Genomic DNA, 21,989 nt, shown 5'->3' on the forward strand with positions numbered 1-21,989 from the left:
TCGTCCACAGTCACGAACACATCCCGGTCTCGCGGGCCCTGGCCGGGTCATTGTCGGCACGTGCGCACCACCCCGGAGGCAGCGTGGCTCGCCCTTCCCCAGCCGTTCCTCGCGCGGGAGGCACGGGTTGTCGGCCTGACCAGTAACGCCATCGCGGGGGCTGTGCGGCGCAGACAGCTCGTGGTGCCCGCACCGCAGCTGTATGCCGCCAGCGCCGCGTGGTCGGCCCTGTCGCCCGTCGCGGCGCACCTGGGCCTCGCACGCGCGGGACAGGTCTCGGTGCCCGGCTCGGTGGTCAGCCATGCCACGGCGGCGCTCCTCCACGGACTCCCGCAGCCGTGGGGACCCATGGGCTCGAGCGTCTGCCTCACGGCGCTCCAGACGACCCGCACGGCTGCGACCGAGGACTGGCGGCGGGTCCTCGACGGCGCCCTGTCTCCCGAGGACGTCACCGAGGTGGATGGCGTGCGCGTGACGACGGTGGCCCGCACTGTCGTCGACTGCCTGCGCACCCTTCGGCTGAGGGACGGCTTGGCGATCGCCGACGTCGCGTTGGGTCGAGGGACGGCCGCCGAGGAGCAGCTGCGGGCGGTGCGCCGTTGTCAGCGCAGGTGGCCGGGCATACGGACCGCCGACCTGGGCATCGCGCTCGCGGACAGTCGGCGCGAGTCCTGGCTGGAGTCCGCGTCGGTGGCGACGGCGGTCGCCCTCGGATGGCCGCCGCCGATGAGCCAGGTCTCGATCCATCGGCTCGACGGATCCTTCGTCGGGCGGGTCGACCTCCTGTGGGGCGGTCTCGGCATCGTGGGCGAGGCCGACGGACGGAGCAAGTACCTCGGCAGCTTCGACGAGGAGTGGGACGCCGGCCGCGCCGCGAGCTTCATGCTTCGTGAGCGGGACCGTGAGCGTGAGCTCGAGTCACTGGGGCTGGCGGTGGCGCGATGGGGAGCGGCCGAGCTGCGTGGTGGGGGCGCCGGCCTCGACGCCGTCCTCGTCCGGGCACGTCGACGTGCGGACGCGGCCCGCGTGCGGTGCTGTTGGCGGCAGGACCAGAGGGACGAGCTGAGGGAGTGGCGCGACCTGCCGGCAGCTCCGCGCATCCCCGCCCACTTGTTGCCACGTAGTCGTCACCCCGGCCGCCGAAACCCGGTGTGGTGACCACCAGGTGGCAGCAAGTGGGAAACTGGGGTCAGCCGAAGCGGCCGGAGATGTAGTCCTCGGTCGCCTTGACGCTGGGGTTGTTGAAGATGCGCTGGGTGTCGTCGACCTCGACCAGCTTGCCCGGCTTGCCCGTCGCCGCCAGGTTGAAGAACGCCGTCCGGTCCGAGACCCGCGCCGCCTGCTGCATGTTGTGGGTGACGATGACGATCGTGTACGTCTCCTTGAGCTCGGAGATGAGGTCCTCGATGGCCAGCGTGGAGATCGGGTCGAGCGCCGAGCACGGCTCGTCCATGAGGAGCACCTGCGGCTCGACCGCGATGGCCCGCGCGATGCACAGCCGCTGCTGCTGGCCGCCCGAGAGCCCGGCGCCGGGCTTGTCGAGCCGGTCCTTGACCTCGTTCCACAGGTTCGCGCCCTGGAGCGACTTCTCGACGACCTCGTCGAGCTTCTTGCGGCCCCGCATGCCGTTGAGCCGCAGCCCCGCCGCCACGTTGTCGTAGATCGACATCGTCGGGAACGGGTTCGGCCGCTGGAAGACCATGCCGACGGTCCGCCGCACCGCGACCGGGTCGACGCTCGAGGCGTACAGGTCCTGGTCGTCGAGCATGACCTTGCCCTCGACGCGTCCGCCGGGGATCACCTCGTGCATGCGGTTGAGGGTGCGCAGGAACGTCGACTTGCCGCACCCGGACGGTCCGATGAACGCGGTCACCGACCGCGGCTCGACCGTCATGGTCACGCCCTCGACGGCCTTGAAGGCGCCGTAGTAGACGTTCAGGTCGCTGACGTCGATTCGCTTGGCCATGGGGGTTCTTCGTCCTTCGGGATGGGATGTGGTCTCAGGGGATGTCGGGGACGTGGTGGGCAGGAGCCGCTCCGTCGCGGTATGCCGGGTGCCGCACGTGGGGTGCTACTTCTTCACCGAGCCGAACCGGGCGAGGACCCGGCCGGCGAGGTTGAGCAGCAGCACGAGCAGGATGAGGGTGAGGGCGGCGGCCCAGACGCGGTCGACGGCGGGCTGCAGGCTCTCGGTGCGGTCCTGGTTGATCATGGTGGGCAGCGTGGCCATGTACCCGCCGAACAGGTCGGTCGCGATCGACTTCGTGTACGGGCCCAGGATCAGCAGGGGTGCCGTCTCGCCCATCACCCGGGCCAGGCCGAGCAGGATGCCGGTGATGATGCCGGAGAACGCCGTGGGCAGGACGACGCGCGCGATGGTGCGCCACTTCGGCACGCCCAGGGCGTAGGACGCCTCGCGCAGCTCGTTCGGCACCAGCTTGAGCATCTCCTCGGTCGAGCGGACCACGACCGGGACCATCAGCAGCACCAGCGACAGGCAGACCGCGAAGCCCACTCGCTGGAAGCCGAACGTGGTGACCCACACGGCATACACGAAGAGGCCGGCGACGATCGAGGGCACCCCGGTGAGGATGTCGACCGTGAAGGACACGACCCTGGCGAACCGGCCCCGGCCGTACTCGACGAGGTAGATGGCGGTCATCACGCCGACCGGCACCGAGATCGCCGCGGTGACCAGGCCCTGGATGAGGGTGCCCTGGATGGCGTGGACGGCGCCCCCGCCCTCGCGTCGGGAGGTGATGCCCTTCTGCGAGTTCGTCCACCACTCCGGCTGCAGCAGCAGGTGGATGCCCTTGGACGTCACGGTCCACAGGATCCAGACGAGCGGGACCAGGGCCAGGGCGAAGGCCAGCCACATGACGACCCGGGCCAGGAGGTCACGGGCCTCCCGACCGCGTGCCCGGTGGCCCAGCGCGGGGACGGATCCGCCGGGGCTGGTGGCCCCGGGCGAGCCGACGCGAGGTCCGCCGGCGACGGTGTCGGTGCTCATTCGGTGAAGGCCTTCCTGCGCTCGATGACGACCCGGGCGACCGCGTTGACGACGAAGGTCAGGAGGAAGAGCACGAGGCCGGCCGCGATGAACGCCCCCGTCTTGCTGGGGGAGTCGAACTCGCTGGCGTTGTTGGCAATCCGCGAGGCGAAGGTCTCGCCGCCGTTGAGCAGCGACCAGCTCCAGGGCGTCCCGGGCGCGAGGGACGACACGATGATCGTCACCGCGATCGTCTCGCCGAGGGCGCGGCCCAGGGCCAGCATCGCTGCCGAGACGACTCCCGGCCGGCCGAAGGGGAGGACGGCCGTGCGGATCATCTCCCACTGCGTGGCGCCGAGGGCGAGGGCGCCCTCCTTGTGGGCGGTGGGGGTCTGCGCGAACACCTCGCGGGACAGCGCCGTGACGATCGGCAGGATCATGATCGCGAGCACCACGCCGATGAACAGGATGGTGCCCCCGCTGGTGGAGGTGTTCGAGAACAGCGGGAACCACGACAGGTGGTCGGTGAGCCAGCCCTGCACCGGGTCGAACTTCGGCCCGAAGGTCTTCAGGCCCCAGAGGCCGTACACGATCGACGGCACCGCGGCGAGCAGGTCGACGAGGTTGGCGGCCGGGCGGGAGAGCCAGCGGGGGGAGTACTGCGTGATGAACAGGGCCACCCCCACGCCGACCGGCACCGCGATCAGCATCGCGATGGTGGAGGCCGCGACCGTGGTCCACAGCAGCTCGAGGATGCCGAACCGCAGGTTGGTCGGGTCGCCGACCGACCACTCGCGGGAGGTGAGGAAGCTGACCTTGTCGTCCGCGATGGCCGGGATGGCCTGCCACAGCAGGAAGAGGCCGACCAGGGTGACGATGCCGATGACGAGACCGCCCGAGGCCTTCGCGGCGCCGCCGAACAGGCGGTCACCGAGCCGTCCGGTGCCTGCGCGGTCACCCTGCAGGTCGCCTTCGAGCGTCCTTCCGGTCACTGTTGCCACTGGGATGCCTCTGGGATGTGGGGGATGTGGGGGATCTGGTGCTGCTGGGTGGGGCTTCGCCGCGGCACGGCTGCCGCGGAGGGACGTGCTCCGCTGTGCGGGGTGGCTGCGCGGGGGACGCAGCACGGGTGCCGCGGGGCTGGTCGGCCCCGCGGCACCCGGTCGGTCAGGAGAGCGCGGAGATCGCGGCCTCGACCTTGGTCTGGACCTCCTCGGGGAGCGGCGCGTAGCCGATCTCCTCGAAGGACTGCTGGGTCTGCTTGTCGGCGAAGTGCTTCAGGAAGGCCTTGGTCAGCTCGGCCTTCTTGGGGTCCTTGCCCTTGGAGCAGACGATCTCGTAGGTGACGAGGAGGATCGGGTACGCGCCGGCCTCCTTGGTGGCGTAGTCGAGCTTGAGGCGCAGGTCGTTGCCCTGGCCGTCCTGCTTCGCGGCCGCCACGGCCTTGCCCACGGACTCACCAGTGAGCTCGACGGCGCCGCCGCCGTTGTCGATCTGCGCGATGCCGAGCTTGTTGTCCTTGGCGTAGGACCACTCGGCGTAGGTGATGCCACCCTCGGTCGACTTCACGGCGTTCGCGACACCGTCGGACTTCGGCTTGCCCTCGCCCTTGCCGGTCCAGGTCTTGCCCGGCTCGGCGGTCCAGTCCTTGGGCGCGGCGGCGTTGAGGTACTTGGTGAAGTTCTCGGTCGTGCCCGACTCGTCGGAGCGGAAGAAGACCTTGACCGGCTCGTTCGGCAGGGTGACGCCGGGGTTGACGGCCGCGATCGCCTTGTCGTTCCAGGAGGTGATCTTGCCGTTGAAGATCTGCGCGGCGACGGCCGGCGTCAGGACGAGCTTGTCGACGCCCTTGAGGTTGTAGGAGATCGCGATCGGGCCGGTCACCATCGGGAGGTTCCAGGCGGGGGACCCGCAGTACTTGGCGGCCTCGTCAGCCTCGATCTTGCCGTCCTTGGGCTTGGTCTTCAGCGCCGAGTCCGAACCGGCGAAGTCGACCTGGCCGGCGATGAACTGCTTGATGCCGGCGCCCGAGCCGGTGGGGTTGTAGTTGACGGTCGTGCCCGAGCACGCGTCCTGGAAGGTCGAGATGGCCTCCTCGATCGCGTTCTTCTGGGCGGAGGAGCCCTCGGCGTTGAGCGTGCCGCCGCCCTGCGGGCAGTCGGACGACGCGGTCGAGCTGGACGCCGAGCCCGAGGCGCCGGCGTCGGAACCGGTGTTGTTGTCGGAGCCGCACGCGGACAACGCGATGGAGCCGACCAGGGCCACGCTGGCCACGAGGCCGAGACGCTGGATCTTCACGGTGTTCAAACCTCTCCACAGGGAAACTTCGGGGCGGGCGCACTGCCCGACGACCCTGAAGGTAGGGAGGGTTGGTGACGTGGTGGCCCGTCGGAGGTGAACGTGCGGTGAACAGCAGCCAGACACTGGACGGCAGCCCCCGGGCCCGGACCGGTCCAGCGGGTGAACTGCGGGTCAGGAGTCGGTCAGGAAACGGCTGAACGTGCAGGTCAGGGCAGGTGGCGCTCGACCGCGACCACGCGCGCCAGGTCCCCGCTGCCCACGACGTGCGCCACGAGCACCTCGCCCTTGGACATCTTCTCGGAGGCGGCCGCCCGCAGCGTGGCGCGGGTGGCGTCCGCATCGGGCTCGCCGGCCTCGACCCGCTCGTGCAGCCGGTCGAGCAGGCCCGGAAGGACCGGGCCGTGGCTGCACACGGCGGCGGCGACGCCCCGGTCGAGGAGCCGGGCCAGGTGGTGGCTGGCGCGGGCCGGGTCCGCCGCGTGCCCCTCCTCGCTCAGGCCACCCTTGGTGCGCAGCGGGAGACCGCGCAGCGCGGCATACGGGCGCAGGGTGTCGGCGCACCGCACGGACGGCGAGCTGACGAGCCGGCGCACGGCGTATGCCGTGAGGAGCCGCGCGACCTCCTCGGCGCGGTCGCGCCCGGCTGGGCTCAGCGGACGCAGGGGGTCCTCGCGGGACCAGGCGCCGCGGCCCACGGCGTGCGCGTGCCGGACGAGCGCGAGTGGCCAGGTGGTGAGGGTGCCGGCCGCGTCCGCGCGCACCAGGGCTCGCAGCTGCTCGCGGTCGCGGGCGTAGTCCAGCCGGTCCGAGGCGGCGACCACGTCGAGCCAGCGCACCTCGTCGACCTCGTTGGCCAGCGGACCCGGCGGCCGGGTGGCCTCGGCGGCCCAGTACCGCACCTCCTTGGTCGCCGGCTGGCCGTCACCGTCGAGCACGGTGTAGCAGGCTCCGGGCAGCGGACGGCCGAGGCCGACCTCGAGCGAGGTCTCCTCCGCCGTCTCCCGGACGGCCGCCACGGGCCAGGCCTCGCCGGGGTCGAGCTTGCCCTTGGCCCACGACCAGTCGTCGTACTTCGGCCGGTGCACGAGGGCGACCTCGAGGCTGCCGCGTCGACGTCGCCAGGGCAGCGTCCCCGCGGCCGGGATGGGCGTGGTCAACGCCGGCGGGCCTTGCGGCGGCGCTTGGCGTGCTGCTCGATGAGGGCCGCCTGCAGGTCCTGCAGGGGCTCCCCGTCGGGGGCGGTGTTGACGCGGGTCCACCGCCCGTCGGAGCCCAGTCGCCAGTGTGCGTACTCGTCGCTCATGCCCCGCGCGAGCAGCCAGCGCAGGTCGTCGACGTGGCGCTGGTCGGTGATCCGGACCAGCGCCTCCACCCGCCGGTCGAGGTTGCGGTGCATCATGTCGGCGCTGCCGATCCACACCTCGGGCTCCCCGCCGCCGCCGAAGTGGAAGATCCGCGAGTGCTCGAGGAACCGGCCCAGGATGGAGTGCACCTCGATGTTCTCCGACAGCCCCTCCACCCCGGGTCGCAGCGCGCAGATCCCCCGCACCCACACGTCGACGTGGACGCCCGCCTGCGAGGCCCGGTAGAGGGCGTCGATGACCTGCTCGTCGACGATCGAGTTCACCTTGAGCTGGACCAGACCCGGCCCGCCCGCGGCGACGTGCTCGATCTCGCCCTCGATCCGCTCGACCAGGCCGCTGCGGATCGAGCGCGGGGCCACGAGCAGGCGCTTGAACTTGCTGCGCGGCGCGAACCCCGAGAGCTGGTTGAACAGCCGGGCGAGGTCGTCGCCGACCTGCGGGTCGGAGGTGAGCAGCCCGAAGTCCTCGTAGAGCCGGGCGGTCTTCCCGTTGTAGTTGCCGGTGCCGATGTGGCAGTAGCGCCGCAGCACGCCGTCGGCGTCCTGGCGCACGACCATGCACAGCTTGGCGTGGGTCTTCAGGCCCACGATGCCGTAGACGACGTGCACGCCGGAGTGCTCGAGCTTGCGGGCCCACGAGATGTTGTTCTGCTCGTCGAACCGCGCCTTGATCTCGACGACGGCGAGGACCTGCTTGCCCGCCTCCGCGGCGTCGATGAGGGCGTCCACGATGGGGGAGTCGCCGCTGGTGCGGTACAGCGTCTGCTTGATCGCCAGGACGTTCGGGTCGGCGGCTGCCTGCTCGATGAACGCCTGCACCGACGTGGAGAACGAGTCGTACGGGTGCTGCAGCAGCACGTCCTTGTCGCGGACGACGGGCAGGATGTCGGACGCCTTGGAACTCTCGGCGGGCGCGAGGTCCGGGTGGGACAGGCCCCGGAACGGCGGGTAGCGCAGGTCGGACCGCTCGAGGTCGGCGACGAGGTTCAGCCCGCGCAGGTCGAGCGGCGCCGGGAGGCGGTACACCTCGCTGTCGCTGACCCCGAGCTCGCGCACGAGCATGTCGAGGACGTGGTCGTCGATGAGCTCGTCGACCTCGAGGCGCACCGGGGGCCCGAAGCGGCGACGGGTGAGCTCCTTCTCCAACGCGGTGAGGAGGTTCTCCGCGTCGTCCTCCTCCACCTCGAGGTCCTCGTTGCGGGTCACCCGGAAGGTGAAGTGCTCCTGCACCTCCATGCCGGGGAAGAGCATGTCGAGGTGGGCCGCGATGACGTCCTCGAGCGGCACGAAGCGGGTGTGGAAGAGGTCGGCGACGACCGGTTCGCCGAGCTCGGGCTGGATGTGCAGCAGCCGGGGGAGCAGCGGCGGCACCTTGACGCGGGCGAAGTGCTCCTTGCCGGTCTTGGGGTTGACGAGGACGACCGCGAGGTTGAGCGAGAGGCCGGAGATGTACGGGAACGGGTGGGCGGGGTCGACGGCCAGTGGCGTCAGCACCGGGAAGACCCGCTCGGTGAACTGCTCGGACTGCAGGGCCCGCTCGTCGTCGCTGAGCTCGTCCCAGCGCACGATCGCGATGCCCTCCTCCTCGAGGGCCGGCTGCACCTTGTCCTTGTAGACCGCCGTGTGCATGGCCTGGAGCTCGTGGGCGACCAGGGAGATCTGCTCGAGCACCTCCCGAGGCTCCAACCCGGAGGCGGACCGGACGGCGAGGCCGGTGGCGATCCGGCGCTTGAGGCCGGCCACCCGGACCATGAAGAACTCGTCGAGGTTCGAGGTGAAGATCGCGAGGAAGCGCGCGCGCTCGAGCAGGGGGACCGCCTCGTCGGCCGCCATCTGGAGCACGCGCTCGTTGAACTGCAGCCAGGAGATCTCGCGGTCGAGGAACCGGTCGGCGGGCAGGCCGCTGTCGTCCTGCCACCCCGCCGACGGCACGACCCGCATGAACCGGCCGTTCGCGGCGCGGGGCTGGGCGCTCGCGATGGACACCTCGTGGCCGGCCTCGTCGGTGTCGAAGGTGTCGGCCTCGGTCGTCACGCTCATGCGGTCATCCTCACAGGGGCCGGTGAACGGCGCGCGAATACATCACGTCGACCATGATGCTGCGGAATCCGAGTCCCGTGTAGGTGCGCAGCGCGGCCGTGTTGTCCCCGTCGACGTACAGGACGACCTCGGGGAGCCCCTGCCGGGCCAGGTGTGCGAGCCCGAGAGCCGTGACGGGCTTGCCGAGACCGCGGCCCTGGTGGTCGGGGTGCACCCCCACGACGTACACCTCGCCGGCCGTGCCGCCTGGCATGAGGGTGGAGTGCTGCTCGGGGTCCACCTTGGTCCAGTGGAAGGCTGCGACCTCGTCTGGGGCGTCCGCGGTGCCGACGAGGATGAAGCCGGCCGGGTCGAACCAGGGTTGGTCCATGCGTTCGCGCAGGTCCGCCAGCGTCAGCCGCCCCTGCTCGGGGTGGTGCGCGAACGCGGCGGCGTTCGTCGCCAGCCACGCCTCCTCGTCCCGGCCGGGCTCGAAGGCGCGCGCCGTGTACCCGGTCGGCAGGGCGGTCGCCGGGGAGGTGGCGTCCTCAGGGCCAAGGGCGCGGGACATCTTGTGCAGCTCGCGCGCCGCGTCGAGGCCGGCCGAGGAGGCGAGCGCGCGCGCGGCCGGCTGGTTGCCGTGTGCCCACACGCGGCTCGTGGGTGCGGCAGCCAGGACGGCCTCCAGCAGGGCCCGACCGATGCCCGTACGCCGGTGGCCCGGGTCCACGACGAGCTCGCCGGAGGGCCCGTCGGGGTTCTCGTCCCCGTCGTCCTCGTCCGCGTGGCCCTCGTCCACCTGGCCCTCGTCCGCGTGGCCCTCGTCCACCTGGCCCTCGTCCGCGTGGCCCTCGTCCGCGTGGCCCTCGCCGCCCCCCTCGAGCTGGGCGTACCCGGCGGGCTCGTCCCCGGCATACGCCAGCAGGTGGCGGACCCGCCCGGGTGGTGAGGAGAGGGCGAGGAGGGTCTGCTCCGAGAGTGCCCCTACCCGGTCGGTGTCCGCGGCTCGCGCGGCGAGACGGCGGACGTCTTCCTGCTCGGTGGCGGTCAAGGCGTCGATCAGGCGGATTCGTGGTGAAGGCACGGGAAGCATTGCATCATGCATCTTCCCTAACCGGCGGGGTGCGGTTAGCGTGCACGGATCCGGCCCACCGGCCGGGAACCTCCTCCGCACAAGGACTCACACATGACCTCTCTGCGCACCCGCCGCTTGTCGGCGGTCGTCGCGGTGGCTGCGATGGCTGCCACCGGCATGGCCATGACCGGCGGCAGCTCCACAGCTGCCCCGAACGGCCCCACCATGGACATCCAGCTGCTGTCGTTCAACGACTTCCACGGCAACCTCGAGCCCCCGTCGGGTTCCAGCGGCCGCATCGTCACGGGACACGAGTTCACGAAGGACGACGAGGGCAAGCTCGTCCTCGACAAGAACGGCAATCCCATCCCGAAGGACGTCACGACCGACGCCGGCGGCGTGGAGTACCTCGCCACCCACCTGAAGGAGGCCCGCAAGGGCCACCCGTACTCGCTGACCGTGGCCGCCGGTGACCTCATCGGCGCCTCGCCGCTACTGTCCGCGGCGTTCCACGACGAGCCCACCATCGAGGCGATGAACTCGCTCGGCCTCGACGCGAGCGCCGTGGGCAACCACGAGTTCGACGAGGGCTACAAGGAGCTGCAGCGGATGGCGAACGGTGGCTGCCTGAACGACGGCACCGGGGCCAACAACCAGGATTCCTGCCCCGGCGGCAAGACCTTCACGGGTGCGAACTTCGACTACCTCGCCGCGAACGTCGTCTACTCCGGCACCGACAAGACCATCCTGCCGCCCTACACGATCAAGAACATCAAGGGCGCCAAGATCGGCTTCATCGGCATGACCCTGCAGGACACCCCGACCATCGTCACCGCCGCCGGTGTCGCCGGGCTGCAGTTCAAGGGCGAGGTCGAGACCGCGAACGCGCTCGTCCCCGTGCTGCGGGCACAGGGCGTCAAGGCGATCGTCGTGCTCATCCACCAGGGCGGCACCCCGAACCAGCAGGTGTGGTTCGGGCCGGACAACAAGCCCTACAAGGTCAACCCGACCTACGACTACACCTGCACGGGTGGCGGCAGCCTTGCACCCGACAGCCCGATCCTGCCCATCGCGAAGGGTCTGGACCCGGCCATCGACCTGATCGTCTCCGGCCACACCCACCAGCCCTACGTCTGCGACATCAAGGACCCCGCCGGCCAGCCCCGCATGGTGACCTCGGCGTCCTCGTTCGGCCGGCTCATCACCGACACCGAGCTGACCTACGACCGCCGCACCCAGGACATCGTCCGCACCTCGGTGGACAGCGCCAACATGATCGTGACCCGGGACGTCCCCAAGGATGGCGCCCAGACGGCACTGATCGACCGGTACAAGGAGCTGGTCAAGCCCATCGCCAGCAAGGTGATCGGCCACATCACGACCGACGTCACCCGTGACCGCAACGCCGGCGGGGAGTCCCAGCTCGGTGACCTCATCGCCGACGCCCAGCTCGCCGACCCCTCCGTGGTGACCGGCGGCAAGGCACCCCAGATCGCCTTCATGAACCCCGGAGGCATCCGGACGGACCTGACCTACGACAGCAGCAAGTACGGCGAGGCCCCCGGTGACGTCACCTTCGAAGAGGCGTTCGGCGTGCAGCCGTTCAACAACTACCTCGTCTCGCTCGACCTCACCGGTGCGCAGATCAAGCAGCTGCTCACCGAGCAGTGGAGCGGCAGCAACTCCGGCACCGCCAAGAAGATCCTGCAGGTGAACAAGGACTTCAACTACACCTACTCGGGCACCACGCTCGGGGCGGTGACCCTCAAGGGCCAGCCGCTCGTCGACACCACCACCTACCGGATCGTGACGAACAACTTCCTCCAGGGCGGTGGGGACAACTTCCCGACCATGGCCAAGGGGACGAACGTCTACTACGGCGGCCTGGACATCGACGCGTTCGCCAACTACCTCGAGGCGAGCTCGCCCTACACCCCCGGTCCGCTGACCCGGATCACGACCACGCCGTGACCCGGTGCCGAGCCACCAGCGGGCTCGGCACAGCGACACCGCGACGGCGCCCCACCCGAGACCGGGTGGGGCGCCGTCCGCCGTGCGTGCGTGGGTGGGGGCCGCTCAGGCGTCGGCCGCGACGTCCTCGGCGGGGACGAAGCGGTACCCGACGTTGCGGACGGTGCCGATCAGCACCTCGTACTCGACCCCCAGCTTGGCCCGCAGGCGCCGGACGTGGACGTCGACCGTGCGCGTGCCGCCGTAGTAGTCGTACCCCCACACCTCCTGCAGCAGCTGCGCGCGGGAGAACACCCGGCCGGGGTGCTGGGCGAGGTACTTGAGGAGCTCGAACTCCTTGTAGGTCAGGTCGAGCAGCCGCCCCTTGACCCGGGCCGAGTAGGTCGCCTCGTCGATCGTCACGTCCCCGGAGGTGATCTGGAGCTCCTCGGGCTCCTGCGCCTCGGCGATGCGTCCCACGGCCAGCCGCAGCCGCGCCTCGACCTCCGCCGGCCCGGCGGACTCGAGGAGGACGTCGTCGACGCCCCACTCGGCGGTGATGCCGGCGAGGCCGCCCTCGGTGAGGATGGCGAGGAGGGGCACGGACATGCCCGAGGCGCGCAGCACGCGGCACAGCGACCGGGCCACGGCCAGGTCGCGGCGGGCATCGAGCAGCACCGCGTCGGCGGGAGGAGCGTCGACCAGCGCGGTCGGCTCGGCCGGGATGATCCGCACCTGGTGGGTCAGGAGCCCCAGGGCCGGCAGCACGTCCGCGCTGGGAGCCAGCGCGTTGGTGAGGAGCAGCAGTCGGGCCATCCCTGTCGAGGATACGGGCAGGGTGGCGTGACCGGAGGTGGGTACGCATGGTGAGATCGATGTCCCACCAGAGAGGACGAGGTATGCCGTCAGAGCAGGACCTGCACTCCGTCACCGTTCGCTACTGGGCCGGTGCGCGTGCCGCCGCCGGTGCCGAGTGCGACGTCGTGACCGGGTGCTCGACGGTCGGGGACGCCGTGGCCGCGGCGACTGCCCTGCGGCCGGGCCTGGCGGCCGTGGCCGCCGTGAGCAGCCTGCTGCTCGACGGCAGGGCGGCCCAGCGCTCCGACCCGCTGCCGGTCGGGGCGGTGGTGGAGGTCCTGCCCCCGTTCGCCGGGGGGTGATGGGAGGATGCGGGCTGTGCCCGAGGTCCCCGAGCAGGAGTCAGCACCGGTCCTGCCGCTGACGCGCCGCGAACGCCGCGCGCAGGCGGAGGGCTCGCGCCACGACGTGCCCCGCCGGGCACTGGCCGTGCGACCGGTGTCCATCGTGGCCACCGTGGCGTTCGCCGTCCTCGTCGCGCTGACGGGGTACGCCAGCCCGAGGTTCGTCGCGGTCGCGGTCGCGCTGGCGGGCTTCGTCCTCGCCTGGGGCTGGCCGGTGCTGCTCGGGCTCCCCAGCCCGAGGGGGACCACGACGGTGCTGTCGGTGGGCACCGCGCTGGCCACCGGCGCGGTGTTCCTGACCCGGGACGAGCCCTACCTGGAGTGGCTGCCGGCAGCCATGGCGGTGGCGGTCATCGTGGCGTTCGGCCACCAGCTGCTGCGGCGGGACGGCCGGCCACGGCTCACCGAGTCGGTCGCGTCCGTCGTGGCCGGGCTGGCGGTGGTGTCCTCCGGGGCCGCCCTCGCCGCCATCCCGCAGTTCCTCAACGGCCAGCACGGGCTGGCGGCGGCGATGGCGGGCCTGGCCGTCGGCGCGCTGGCCGACCCGCTGATCTCGGTGCCCCGCCTGCGGCAGTGGGCCCTGTTCATCGCCATGTTCAGCGGAGGCGTCGCGGCCCTGGTGGTCGCCCTCGTCGCAGGGGAGCCCACCGTGGGCTCCGCCGCCCTCCTCGGGCTGCTCGCGGCGGCCATCTCGCACGCGACCCGCCGGGTGCTCGCGCCGCTGCCGGCCTCGCCGCAACCCCGGGCACAGCTCGCCTCGGCGATGGCCGCGTCGATGCTCGTGGGCGTCGTGGCCTTCACCGTGGTGACCTCGCCGCTCTTCTCCGGCTGAGGCCCCGGCGCCCGGTCAGTACACGAGCGCCCGCGCGCCGTCGGCCATGACCTCCTCGACGAAGGCGGCCGCCCCCCGGACCGATGTCCCCGGCACCAGGTCGGCGACCTCGAGGCCCCGCCGGGCGGCGCACTGGCCGCACACGGTGAGCGAGCCCGACGCCAGCACGGCGTCGCGCAGCTCGGCCAGCTCCGCGGCATACGGCAGGCTCACCTGCTCCGCCCGGCCCGGCACCGCGAGCCACGACGCCTCTCCGGTGAGCCAGAGGCTGACCTCGACCCCGCTGGCGGCGGCCGTGGCGGCCACGGTGAACGCCTGGTTGAGCCGTTCGAGGGCCTCGACGCCGGACGTGACCTTGACGACGAGGCGGCTTCGCAGGTCGGACATGGCCCACAGGCTACGATCTGGCGCGTGCACACGTTCTACATCGCCCTGCTCGTGGCCACGGCCGTCGCGGTGACCTGGTTCGCCGGGTACGTCGTCTACCGCCTGGTGAAGACCCCGCGCTGATGCCGTTCACCCTCGACACCGACCTGCCGCGGGAGCTCGCGCCCCTGGCCTGGCTCATCGGGCGCTGGGAGGGCGCCGGCGTCGTCGGCTACCCCACCATCGAGTCCGCCAACTTCGGCCAGGAGGTCGAGGTGAGCCACGACGGGCGTCCCTTCCTGGAGTGGCACAGCCGCACCTGGCTGCTCGACGACGCCGGGAACAAGGTCCGCCCGCTCGCCACCGAGCTCGGGTTCTGGCGCCCCGTGGAGGGCGGTGAGGTCGAGCTGCTGCTGACCCACCCCACCGGCATCGTGGAGATGTACTACGGGAAGGCCGAGCCCGCCAAGGTCGAGCTGCGCACCGACGGCGTCCTGCGCAGCCCGCACGCCAAGGAGTACAACGCCGCGAGCCGGCTGTACGGCCTGGTGAACTCCAACCTGCTCTGGGCGATGGACATGGCCGCGGTCGGCCAGCCGCTGCAGAGCCACGTCTCCGCCGAGCTGAAGCGAGTCGGCTGACCCATGACGACGCCCGCGCGGATCCTCACCGTGTGCACGGGCAACGTGTGCCGCTCGCCCTACCTCGAGCGTGCCCTGCAGACCGAGCTCGACCGGTCGTGGGGCCCGGGCGAGGTCGAGGTCACCAGCGGTGGGACCGGGGCCCTGGCTGGCGACCCCGTCGACGAGGGCTCGCGGGTCATCATGGACCGGCTCGGGTACCCGGCCGAGGGCTTCGTGGCTCGCACCCTGCTCCCCGAGCACGTGGAGTCCGCCGACCTCGTGCTGACTGCCACCCGGGCCCACCGCGGCAAGGTGGCGACCCTGCACCCGCGCGCCCTTCGCTACGTGTTCGCCTTCCGCGAGTTCGCCGACCTGCTCGGCGGGGTGGACCCCGCAGCGGTGGGCCGGCCCTCGGGCTCGGCCCGTGAGCACGTCGCGCGGGTCGTGGCCCTGGCTGTTGCGCAGCGGGGGGTGCGTCCCCCGCTGCCCGACGCCGAGGCCGACATCGTCGACCCCTACCGCCGCGGTCCCGAGGTCTTCGAGCAGATGGCCGACGAGATCGGTGCCTCCCTGCCCGCCGTCGTGACCGCCCTTGGGCGGCCCTGATGGCGCCGCTCACCGAGCGAGCCGGCCTGGTCGCGCTGGCCGCCTTCCTGGTCGTGGACGTCGCGCTGGTCGGCTTCGCGGTGAACAGCACCCGCCAGCCGGTCGCCCGTGGCGGGGAGACGGTCGGCGCGGCCGGCCAGGGGGCGGCGGGCACAACGCCCACACCCTCGACCGCCACGGCCCCTTCCACTCCGGAGGCTCTCAAGGTGGCTCCCGTAGCCGTGGGTGTGGTGGGACTCGACGCCAGGCGCGCACTCCGCTTCACCCGGGGTTCCTGCGACAAGGGTGGCGCGACGCTCGAGCTGACGACCAACGGTGGCAAGACCTGGGGCCCGCGCTCGGCTCCCTTCGACGTCATCGTGCGGATCAGGGTCCGTGACGACGGTTCCGCCTTCGCCGTGGGCGCCGACAAGGGCGCCTGCACCCCCTCGTTCAAGCAGACCTCAGCCGTCAGCGCCGACTTCGGAGCCGGTGTGAGCGCGAAGGACGCCTGGTACCGCGACCCGCGTGCCTCCGACACGGTGGGCATCCCCCCGGGCAAGCGGGGAAAGCCCTGCGGATCGGTTGACGTGGTGGACCTTGCCGTCGTCGACAGCGGCACCCAGGTGCTCTGCGCGGACGGCAAGCTGCTCTCGAGCAAGACCGGCTCGTCGTGGCGCACCGTCACGACCGCCGAGGGCGCGCTGGCCGTCGCAATCGACGGCTCGGGCGACTCCTACCTCGTCACGCCCTCCGTCGACGGCTGCAAGGGCCTTGCGGTCGTGGCGAGCGGGTCGCCGACCAAGGCGGTCGGCTGCGTCGAGACCGACCTGGAGTCCGTCGAGCCCGGAACCGTCGCGCTGTCCCTGACGCCCGACAGGGCTTGGTTGCGCATCGGCGACGAGGTCCGCACGGCCAAGAGCGACCTGAGCGGCTGGACCACCCCGTAGCCCTGAGTGGCTGGACCACCCCGAAGCGGCACCCTTCAGGTCGTCAGCGCCTTCCCGATCAGGGCGTCAGCGTCTTGTCCGTGTAGTCCGCCATCGCGTCGTTCTGCAGCGCGTCGCCCAGCGCCCGCATGCCCGGCTCGTCGAGGATGTCGATGGACGCCCCCACGGGGGAAGTGCCGAAGCCGTCGAACGGGGCAGTGACGAAGCTGACGTCCTTGCCGCGCAGGTTGCGCATCGACAGCGCCTCGCTACGCATCTCGCCGACGCTGAACTTCTCGTCGACGATGAGGTTCTTCGTGCCCGCGTCGACGAACTGCGCCAGGCGCACCGGGTTGGTGAGGACGTCCTTGCTGAGCGACTTGAGCAGCAGGGCCTTGATGAACGCCTGCTGACGCCGGCCGCGGGAGATGTCTCCCTCGCTCAGCTGGTGCCGCTCGCGGACGAAGGCGAGGGCCTGGGTCCCGTTCATCTCCTGGAAGCCCTTGCGGAAGACGACGCCGCCCTCGTTGCTCGGCTCCTCGACGTAGACGTTGACGCCGCCGACCGCGTCGGTCATGTTCTTGAACCCCTCGAAGTTGCTGATCGCCACGTGGTCGATCGGCACGCCGACGAGGTCCTGCAGGGTCCGCACCAGCAGCGGGGCGCCGCCGTAGGCGAAGGCGGCGTTGATCTTGTCCTTCCCGTGGCCCGGGACGCTGACGTACAGGTCCCGGGGGAAGTGCACGAGCGTGACCTTGGAGCGGTCCCCGGACACGTGCATGAGCACGATGACGTCGGACCGGGCGCCGGCCAGACCTGCGCGTGCGTCGGACCCGATGAACAGGATGTTCTGGGCCTTGGCGGCGTTGGGCTTCTTGGTCGGTGCCGCCTCCGCACCGCTCACCCCCGGCGTGGGGAGCAGCGACTCGTGCTTGACGTTCGCCTCCACGGTGTGGTTGAGGAACAGCAGGTAGGCCGCGGCCCCGCCGACCACGACCAGCACCACGAGCGCGACGAGAATCGCGATGACGCGCCGGACCCGGTGCCTGCGGCGGGGGGTCGGCGAACTGGGCCTGGTCTGCTCGAACTGGTCTAGCACCCGCCCAGTGTAGGTAACCCGGGGGCCGGTTCGTGCCAGGACCGTAGAGTGGGGGGGTGCAGGACGTCGGAGAGCAGCTGCGCGCCCGGGGCCTGCGGATGACGCCCCAGCGTCGCCGGGTGCTCCACGTCGTCACGCGGGAGGGGCACGTGACGCCCGACCGGGTCGTCTCGCTCGTCGCCGCCGACGGCGGGCCGCCGCTCGCGGCGTCCACGGTCTACCGCGCCCTGGATGCCCTCGAGTCCCTCGGGGTCCTCGGCCACACCCACCTGGACCACCGGGCGCCGAGCTACCACCTCGCCGACCACGCGGGTCACGTCCACCTGGTGTGCCGCCTGTGTGGCCGGGTCGACGAGTGCCCCGAGCGCCTCGCCGAGGGGTTCGTCGGGAATGTTCTTGCCGCCAGCGGCTTTGTCGCTGACGTGACCCACATGGCCGTCCACGGGGAGTGTGCAGAGTGCAGCCGATGACAGACGACACCGACGCGGTCGTGCCGGTCCCCCGGTCCTCGTTGCTGGACCAGCCGGGAGCGGTGGAGGGTGACGGCCCCGATGCAGGGGTGGCGGCCCACTACGGCGATCCGATGCGCGAGCAGCGTCTGCTCTCCGAGGGCCTGGCCGTGGTCGACCTCTCCCACCGCGGTGTCGTCACCGTGACTGGCCCCGACCGGCTCTCCTGGCTGCACTCCATCACCAGCCAGCAGCTCACGGGCCTGGACCCGCACGAGTCCCGGGAGGCCCTGGTCCTCAGTCCCAAGGGGCACATCGAGCACGACCTGCACCTCGTCGACGACGGGACCACCACGTGGCTCACCACCGAGCCGGGCACGCAGGCCGCGCTCGTCGCCTGGCTCGACTCGATGCGGTTCATGCTCCGCGTGGAGGTCGCAGACGTCACCGCAGGGTGGGCCGTCGTGGGTGAGCCCTCCGCCGCGGAGTCCCAGCCGGGCGAGCACCTGGCCTGGCGCGACCCGTGGCCGGGCCCGGTCGGCGACACGGCGGCATACGGACTCCTCGAGGGGCATCCGGCCGAGGGCCGGCGCTGGCGCGAGGTCCTCGTCCCTCGCGACGGGCTCGGCGACGCCGTGGCGGACCGTGACCTCGCAGGTACGTGGGCGAGCGAGGCGCTGCGGGTCGCGGCGTGGCGGCCGAGGCTCGGGTTCGAGACCGACCACCGCACCATCGCGCACGAGGTCGACCTGTTGCGGACGGCGGTCCACCTGCACAAGGGGTGCTACCGCGGGCAGGAGACCATCGCCCGCGTGCACAACCTGGGGCGGCCGCCGCGGCGGCTCGTCTTCCTGCACCTGGACGGGTCGGGCCACACCCTTCCCGAGCGCGGTGCCCCGGTCACCGCGGGTGAGCGCCAGGTGGGTTTCCTGACCTCCGTCGCCCGGCACCACGAGGACGGCCCCATCGCACTGGCCCTGGTGAAGCGGAACACTCCGACCGACGCCACGCTCGACGCCGGCGGCGTCAGCGCCGCGCAGGAGGTCGTCGTCGTCCCCTGACGACGACGGCCCGCCACTCGGGGTGGCGGGCCGGTCGATGCGGCGGGCGGCGGTCAGACGCGCACGCTCTGGCGGTCGCGGGCCCGCTCGCGGCGGCTGCGGTCCGGCGTCAGGGGCGCATACCCCTCGCCGTAGTAGTAGGTCTCGGCGTTGGCGCCGCGGGTCGGGATGCGGTTGACCACGATGCCCAGCACGTTGCCGTTGACGCCCTTGATGGAGGCGATCGTCCGGGTGAGCTGCTCCTTGGCCACCACGCCGCAGCCGGCCACCACGACGACGCCGCCCGTGATGGTGCTGAGCACCGTCGCGTCGGTGACGGGCAGGACGGGCGGGGCGTCGATGACGACGTAGTCGAACATCTGCTCCAGCTGGCGGATGACCCGCGCCATCGTCTCCGAGCCCAGGAGCTCGCTCGGGTTGGGCGGGATCTGCCCCGCGCCCAGGACTTGGACCCCTGTGTCGCCGAAGGGCTGGATGACGTCCTCGAGGTCGGCCTGGCCGATGAGGACGTTGGTCAGGCCCACCGACCCCTCCATGCCCATGTACTGCAGCAGGCGCGGCCGCCGCAGGTCGCCCTCGATGACGCACACCCGTGCACCGGCTGCCGCCATGCTGATGGCGAGGTTGGCGGTCGTCGTCGTCTTGCCCTCGCCCGAAAGGGAAGAGGTGAAGACGATCGAGCGGGGGTGGGTGGCCACGTCGACGAACTGCAGGTTGGTGCGCAGGGAGCGGAACGCCTCGGCGCGGGGCCCATGCGGGTCGGACTGGATGATCAGCGGCTGCTTGGCGCTCTCCTCGGAGAAGGCGATACCGCCGAGGATGGTCTCGTCCGTGGCGTCCTTCACGTCTCGCTCGCTCTTCACCGAGGTGTCGAAGGTGTCCCGCAGCAGGGCCGCGCCCAGCCCGACCAGGAGGCCCAGCACGACGCCGAGCCCGATGTTCCTGACCGGATTGGGGCTGATCGGCCCGTTCGGGACGGCCGCGGGGCGGACGACCGACACCTTGACGGGGCTCGGGGCGGAGTCGGAGACCCGCTCGAGCTCCGCCACGGTGCTGCTGAACTGCTTGCCCACGGCGTCGGCGATCGCGGCTGCGCGTTGGGGGTCGCGGTCCGTCACGAGGACGTCGATCAGCACGGTGTCGAGGGGAACGTCAGACGTGATCTTGGCGCCGAGGGCGTCGGGGGTGATGTCGAGGCCGAGCTGCTTGATGACCGGGCTCAACACGGTCGGCGTGTTGATGAGGTCGGCGTAGGACTTGACCCGCTGCTGGGTGAACGTGTTGCCCTGCAGCAGCTGGGTGGAGTCCGACCCCCCGGACGTTGAGACGAACAGCTGGGTCCGGGCCTGGTACGTCTTCGGGCTCCAGAGCGTGAGCAGAGCCGCCAGAGCGACCAGCAGAAGGGTGCAGGAGGCGATCGTGCGCCAGCGCTTGCGCACCACCCGGTAGTAGTCGTGAAGGTCCACGGTCCCGCTTTCGCTCATGTCACCCCGGCCCGTCGTCGGCACCGGTTTGCGCGTGTTTGCGCGCAAGCGGTGCTCAGTCTCCCACACGAGCCCGCTGGTCCGCGGGCTCAGGCGCGGGCGGTCGCTGCCAGAATGTCGCCATGCCCACCACCCCCGGCACCCTCATCACCGTCGCGCCGACCGGCGCCGAGCTCGACAAGGCCGACGTGCCGCAGCTGCCCACGACGCTCGAGGAGCTCGTCGAGACGGCCACCGCGTGCGAGGCCGCCGGGGCGGCCATGATCCACCTGCACATCCGCGACGCCGACCACCGCCCGACCCTGGACCACGCCTACCTCGCGGCGGCGGTCGAGGCGCTCCGCGAGCAGACCGCCCTCGTCGTGCAGCTCTCGACCGGCGGCTCGGTCCACGACCCGCTCGAGCAGCGGCTCACCGTCCTCGACGCCGAGCCGGACTCGTGCTCGCTGACGTGCGGGACCACCAACTTCGGGGACGACGTGTTCCTCAACCCCTGGGGCTTCATGTCCGACCTGTACGTCCAGGCGCAGGAGCGCGAGGTCGTCCCCGAGTTCGAGCTGTTCGACCTCGGCCACGTGGCCGCCCTCGCGCGGTTGCTCGACCGCCACGGCCTGCCCTTCGGGGGCAAGGTGCACGTCGACTTCGTGACCGGCGTGCCAGGGGGTATGCCGGGCACGACGGCCGCCCTCATGGCGGGGGTGGCGATGCTGCCGCCCGAGGTCACCTCGTGGTCGGCCACGGGCATCGGGCGCTCGCACCTGCCCGTCGCGGCGGCGGCCCTGTCAGCGGGCGGGCACCTGCGCGTCGGCATGGAGGACAACGTCGTCTACGCCCGGGGCGTGCCGGTCGAGCACAACGCCCAGCTCGTCGAGCGCGCGGCCCACCTCGCCGACGTGATGCAGCGACCGGCGATGTCGACCGACGACGCCCGCGCCCTGCTCGGCGTCAAGGACCGCCGCCCCGCCGCCTGACCGTCCCCACCCCCGCCCCCGCGAAACAACGGTTGCGCGGCATACCTCGGGTTGTTGTCCCGCGGGTTGCCGCGCAACCGTTGTTTCGCGCGTCGTGTCGCCGTGTGGCCACCGTCACGCTGCCTGCGGTTTGCATTTTGCTAACTTCAGCAAGCACACTGGAGACATGACCCGGATCCCGCTCGGCCCGCTGGCCGGCAACAGCCTGGGCGACTACCTGCGCGAGCAGCGTCAGTCGGCCCGGCTCTCGCTGCGCCAGCTGTCGGAGCTGGCCGGGGTCTCCAACCCCTACCTGTCGCAGATCGAGCGGGGCCTGAAGAGGCCCAGCGCCGAGATCCTCCAGCAGCTCGCCAAGGGCCTCGAGGTCTCCGCGGAGTCGCTCTACGTGCGGGCGGGGATCCTCGACGAGCGCCACGGCCACGAGGCCGAGCCGCTCGACACCCGGGCCGTCATCGGCGCCGACCCGGAGCTCACCGACCGCCAGAAGGCGGCCCTGCTCGACATCTACGACTCGTTCGTCGGTGCCGGGAAGCCCGCCGCCAGCACCGCTGCGAAGGCCGCCCGCAGGACCACCCGTCCGGCGGCCACCACGACCGCAGGGAAGCCGGCCGCCAGGCCGGCGAAGCGGGCGGCAGCCGGCAAGGCCGCCACCGCCCGCCCGACCAAGCCCACCGCCTGACCGAAGGAGATT

Annotated in this window: 22 protein-coding genes; 11 read left to right on the forward strand and 11 right to left on the reverse strand. The window is 71.6% G+C overall.

Translation table 11 applies throughout. The annotated features are described in order from the left end of the window. Nucleotides 1-60 precede the first annotated feature (60 nt). A complete protein-coding gene (locus ACYVDO_RS09535; protein WP_460935146.1) occupies nucleotides 61-1,158 on the forward strand; it encodes a hypothetical protein in 1,098 nt (365 codons plus the stop codon). Between the two features lie 31 nt (nucleotides 1,159-1,189). Here ACYVDO_RS09535 and pstB read toward each other — a convergent pair whose 3' ends face one another. The 7 genes from pstB to mshD all read right to left on the reverse strand — a co-directional run bounded on the left by pstB (nucleotide 1,190) and on the right by mshD (nucleotide 9,756). Next, nucleotides 1,190-1,966 (reverse strand): phosphate ABC transporter ATP-binding protein PstB, encoded by a 777-nt coding sequence (gene pstB, locus ACYVDO_RS09540; RefSeq protein WP_460935148.1) that lies wholly within the window; start codon nucleotides 1,964-1,966, stop codon nucleotides 1,190-1,192. A gap of 105 nt (nucleotides 1,967-2,071) precedes the next feature. After that, the gene (pstA, locus tag ACYVDO_RS09545; protein WP_460935150.1) at nucleotides 2,072-3,010 is read right to left on the reverse strand and encodes a phosphate ABC transporter permease PstA; all 939 of its coding nucleotides are present in this window, start codon (nucleotides 3,008-3,010) and stop codon (nucleotides 2,072-2,074) included. Beyond that, complete coding sequence (gene pstC / locus ACYVDO_RS09550; RefSeq protein WP_460935152.1) at nucleotides 3,007-3,981, reverse strand: phosphate ABC transporter permease subunit PstC; 975 nt, start codon at nucleotides 3,979-3,981, stop codon at nucleotides 3,007-3,009. The genes pstA and pstC overlap by 4 nt, the downstream gene beginning before the upstream one ends. A gap of 175 nt (nucleotides 3,982-4,156) precedes the next feature. Then, the gene (gene pstS / locus ACYVDO_RS09555) at nucleotides 4,157-5,287 is read right to left on the reverse strand and encodes a phosphate ABC transporter substrate-binding protein PstS (protein WP_460935154.1); all 1,131 of its coding nucleotides are present in this window, start codon (nucleotides 5,285-5,287) and stop codon (nucleotides 4,157-4,159) included. Between the two features lie 209 nt (nucleotides 5,288-5,496). Beyond that, entirely contained in the window at nucleotides 5,497-6,447 is a 951-nt protein-coding gene (locus tag ACYVDO_RS09560) for an NUDIX hydrolase (RefSeq protein WP_460935156.1), read from the reverse strand. Next, complete coding sequence (locus tag ACYVDO_RS09565; protein WP_460935158.1) at nucleotides 6,444-8,693, reverse strand: RNA degradosome polyphosphate kinase; 2,250 nt, start codon at nucleotides 8,691-8,693, stop codon at nucleotides 6,444-6,446. The genes ACYVDO_RS09560 and ACYVDO_RS09565 overlap by 4 nt, the downstream gene beginning before the upstream one ends. A 10-nt stretch (nucleotides 8,694-8,703) precedes the next feature. Beyond that, nucleotides 8,704-9,756: a mycothiol synthase gene (mshD, locus tag ACYVDO_RS09570; protein WP_460935160.1), complete on the reverse strand. Its 1,053-nt coding sequence runs from the start codon at nucleotides 9,754-9,756 to the stop codon at nucleotides 8,704-8,706. Between the two features lie 102 nt (nucleotides 9,757-9,858). On the opposite strand from mshD, the gene ACYVDO_RS09575 reads away from it, so the two are divergent. Continuing rightward, nucleotides 9,859-11,718 (forward strand): bifunctional metallophosphatase/5'-nucleotidase, encoded by a 1,860-nt coding sequence (locus ACYVDO_RS09575; RefSeq protein WP_460935162.1) that lies wholly within the window; start codon nucleotides 9,859-9,861, stop codon nucleotides 11,716-11,718. A 105-nt stretch (nucleotides 11,719-11,823) separates the two neighbouring features. Here ACYVDO_RS09575 and ACYVDO_RS09580 read toward each other — a convergent pair whose 3' ends face one another. After that, complete coding sequence (locus ACYVDO_RS09580; RefSeq protein ID WP_460935164.1) at nucleotides 11,824-12,513, reverse strand: response regulator transcription factor; 690 nt, start codon at nucleotides 12,511-12,513, stop codon at nucleotides 11,824-11,826. A gap of 83 nt (nucleotides 12,514-12,596) precedes the next feature. Here ACYVDO_RS09580 and ACYVDO_RS09585 point away from each other — a divergent pair, with 83 nt between their 5' ends. Continuing rightward, nucleotides 12,597-12,857 carry a MoaD/ThiS family protein gene (locus tag ACYVDO_RS09585; RefSeq protein ID WP_460935166.1) on the forward strand — a complete coding sequence of 87 codons (261 nt, stop codon included), beginning with the start codon at nucleotides 12,597-12,599 and terminating at the stop codon, nucleotides 12,855-12,857. 16 nt (nucleotides 12,858-12,873) lie between these two features. Next, nucleotides 12,874-13,731 (forward strand): hypothetical protein, encoded by an 858-nt coding sequence (locus ACYVDO_RS09590; RefSeq protein ID WP_460935168.1) that lies wholly within the window; start codon nucleotides 12,874-12,876, stop codon nucleotides 13,729-13,731. Nucleotides 13,732-13,746: 15 nt separating this feature from the next. On the opposite strand, the gene ACYVDO_RS09595 is transcribed toward ACYVDO_RS09590, so the two are convergent. Then, nucleotides 13,747-14,118, reverse strand: coding sequence for a DsrE family protein (locus tag ACYVDO_RS09595; protein ID WP_460935170.1), 372 nt, complete (start codon nucleotides 14,116-14,118; stop codon nucleotides 13,747-13,749). Between the two features lie 122 nt (nucleotides 14,119-14,240). On the opposite strand from ACYVDO_RS09595, the gene ACYVDO_RS09600 reads away from it, so the two are divergent. The 3 genes from ACYVDO_RS09600 to ACYVDO_RS09610 are packed head-to-tail and all read left to right on the forward strand — an operon-like array spanning nucleotide 14,241 to nucleotide 16,255. Beyond that, on the forward strand, nucleotides 14,241-14,738 hold the full coding sequence (locus tag ACYVDO_RS09600; RefSeq protein ID WP_460935172.1) for a heme-binding beta-barrel domain-containing protein: 498 nt from the start codon (nucleotides 14,241-14,243) through the stop codon (nucleotides 14,736-14,738). A gap of 3 nt (nucleotides 14,739-14,741) precedes the next feature. Beyond that, nucleotides 14,742-15,326: an arsenate reductase/protein-tyrosine-phosphatase family protein gene (locus tag ACYVDO_RS09605; RefSeq protein ID WP_460935174.1), complete on the forward strand. Its 585-nt coding sequence runs from the start codon at nucleotides 14,742-14,744 to the stop codon at nucleotides 15,324-15,326. Further along, complete coding sequence (locus ACYVDO_RS09610; RefSeq protein ID WP_460935176.1) at nucleotides 15,326-16,255, forward strand: hypothetical protein; 930 nt, start codon at nucleotides 15,326-15,328, stop codon at nucleotides 16,253-16,255. The genes ACYVDO_RS09605 and ACYVDO_RS09610 overlap by 1 nt, the downstream gene beginning before the upstream one ends. A gap of 58 nt (nucleotides 16,256-16,313) precedes the next feature. Here ACYVDO_RS09610 and ACYVDO_RS09615 read toward each other — a convergent pair whose 3' ends face one another. After that, complete coding sequence (locus ACYVDO_RS09615) at nucleotides 16,314-17,333, reverse strand: LCP family protein (RefSeq protein ID WP_460935178.1); 1,020 nt, start codon at nucleotides 17,331-17,333, stop codon at nucleotides 16,314-16,316. 56 nt (nucleotides 17,334-17,389) lie between these two features. Here ACYVDO_RS09615 and ACYVDO_RS09620 point away from each other — a divergent pair, with 56 nt between their 5' ends. Both ACYVDO_RS09620 and ygfZ read left to right on the forward strand, forming a co-directional pair. Continuing rightward, nucleotides 17,390-17,803, forward strand: coding sequence for a Fur family transcriptional regulator (locus ACYVDO_RS09620; RefSeq protein WP_460935180.1), 414 nt, complete (start codon nucleotides 17,390-17,392; stop codon nucleotides 17,801-17,803). Then, the gene (gene ygfZ / locus ACYVDO_RS09625) at nucleotides 17,800-18,843 is read left to right on the forward strand and encodes a CAF17-like 4Fe-4S cluster assembly/insertion protein YgfZ (protein WP_460935182.1); all 1,044 of its coding nucleotides are present in this window, start codon (nucleotides 17,800-17,802) and stop codon (nucleotides 18,841-18,843) included. The genes ACYVDO_RS09620 and ygfZ overlap by 4 nt, the downstream gene beginning before the upstream one ends. A gap of 53 nt (nucleotides 18,844-18,896) precedes the next feature. On the opposite strand, the gene ACYVDO_RS09630 is transcribed toward ygfZ, so the two are convergent. After that, nucleotides 18,897-20,327, reverse strand: a complete 1,431-nt coding sequence (locus ACYVDO_RS09630) for a tyrosine-protein kinase domain-containing protein (protein ID WP_460935184.1) — start codon at nucleotides 20,325-20,327, stop codon at nucleotides 18,897-18,899. A gap of 122 nt (nucleotides 20,328-20,449) precedes the next feature. Here ACYVDO_RS09630 and ACYVDO_RS09635 point away from each other — a divergent pair, with 122 nt between their 5' ends. Beyond that, a complete protein-coding gene (locus ACYVDO_RS09635) occupies nucleotides 20,450-21,298 on the forward strand; it encodes a beta-keto acid cleavage family enzyme (RefSeq protein ID WP_460935186.1) in 849 nt (282 codons plus the stop codon). 166 nt (nucleotides 21,299-21,464) lie between these two features. After that, the gene (locus ACYVDO_RS09640; RefSeq protein ID WP_460935188.1) at nucleotides 21,465-21,977 is read left to right on the forward strand and encodes a helix-turn-helix domain-containing protein; all 513 of its coding nucleotides are present in this window, start codon (nucleotides 21,465-21,467) and stop codon (nucleotides 21,975-21,977) included. The last annotated feature ends 12 nt before the right edge of the window (nucleotides 21,978-21,989 follow it).

The organism is Phycicoccus ginsengisoli, assembly GCF_054779295.1.

Excerpts from the sequence above, each read along its gene's own strand:
- pstB (WP_460935148.1), bottom strand. The coding sequence starts at position 1,966 with ATGGCCAAGCGAATCGACGTCAGCGACCTGAACGTCTACTACGGCGCC.
- pstA (WP_460935150.1), bottom strand. The coding sequence starts at position 3,010 with ATGAGCACCGACACCGTCGCCGGCGGACCTCGCGTCGGCTCGCCCGGG.
- ACYVDO_RS09565 (WP_460935158.1), bottom strand. The coding sequence starts at position 8,693 with ATGAGCGTGACGACCGAGGCCGACACCTTCGACACCGACGAGGCCGGC.
- ACYVDO_RS09575 (WP_460935162.1), top strand. The coding sequence starts at position 9,859 with ATGACCTCTCTGCGCACCCGCCGCTTGTCGGCGGTCGTCGCGGTGGCT.
- ACYVDO_RS09580 (WP_460935164.1), bottom strand. The coding sequence starts at position 12,513 with ATGGCCCGACTGCTGCTCCTCACCAACGCGCTGGCTCCCAGCGCGGAC.
- ACYVDO_RS09585 (WP_460935166.1), top strand. The coding sequence starts at position 12,597 with ATGCCGTCAGAGCAGGACCTGCACTCCGTCACCGTTCGCTACTGGGCC.
- ACYVDO_RS09595 (WP_460935170.1), bottom strand. The coding sequence starts at position 14,118 with ATGTCCGACCTGCGAAGCCGCCTCGTCGTCAAGGTCACGTCCGGCGTC.
- ACYVDO_RS09600 (WP_460935172.1), top strand. The coding sequence starts at position 14,241 with ATGCCGTTCACCCTCGACACCGACCTGCCGCGGGAGCTCGCGCCCCTG.
- ACYVDO_RS09605 (WP_460935174.1), top strand. The coding sequence starts at position 14,742 with ATGACGACGCCCGCGCGGATCCTCACCGTGTGCACGGGCAACGTGTGC.
- ACYVDO_RS09610 (WP_460935176.1), top strand. The coding sequence starts at position 15,326 with ATGGCGCCGCTCACCGAGCGAGCCGGCCTGGTCGCGCTGGCCGCCTTC.
- ygfZ (WP_460935182.1), top strand. The coding sequence starts at position 17,800 with ATGACAGACGACACCGACGCGGTCGTGCCGGTCCCCCGGTCCTCGTTG.
- ACYVDO_RS09630 (WP_460935184.1), bottom strand. The coding sequence starts at position 20,327 with ATGAGCGAAAGCGGGACCGTGGACCTTCACGACTACTACCGGGTGGTG.
- ACYVDO_RS09635 (WP_460935186.1), top strand. The coding sequence starts at position 20,450 with ATGCCCACCACCCCCGGCACCCTCATCACCGTCGCGCCGACCGGCGCC.
- ACYVDO_RS09640 (WP_460935188.1), top strand. The coding sequence starts at position 21,465 with ATGACCCGGATCCCGCTCGGCCCGCTGGCCGGCAACAGCCTGGGCGAC.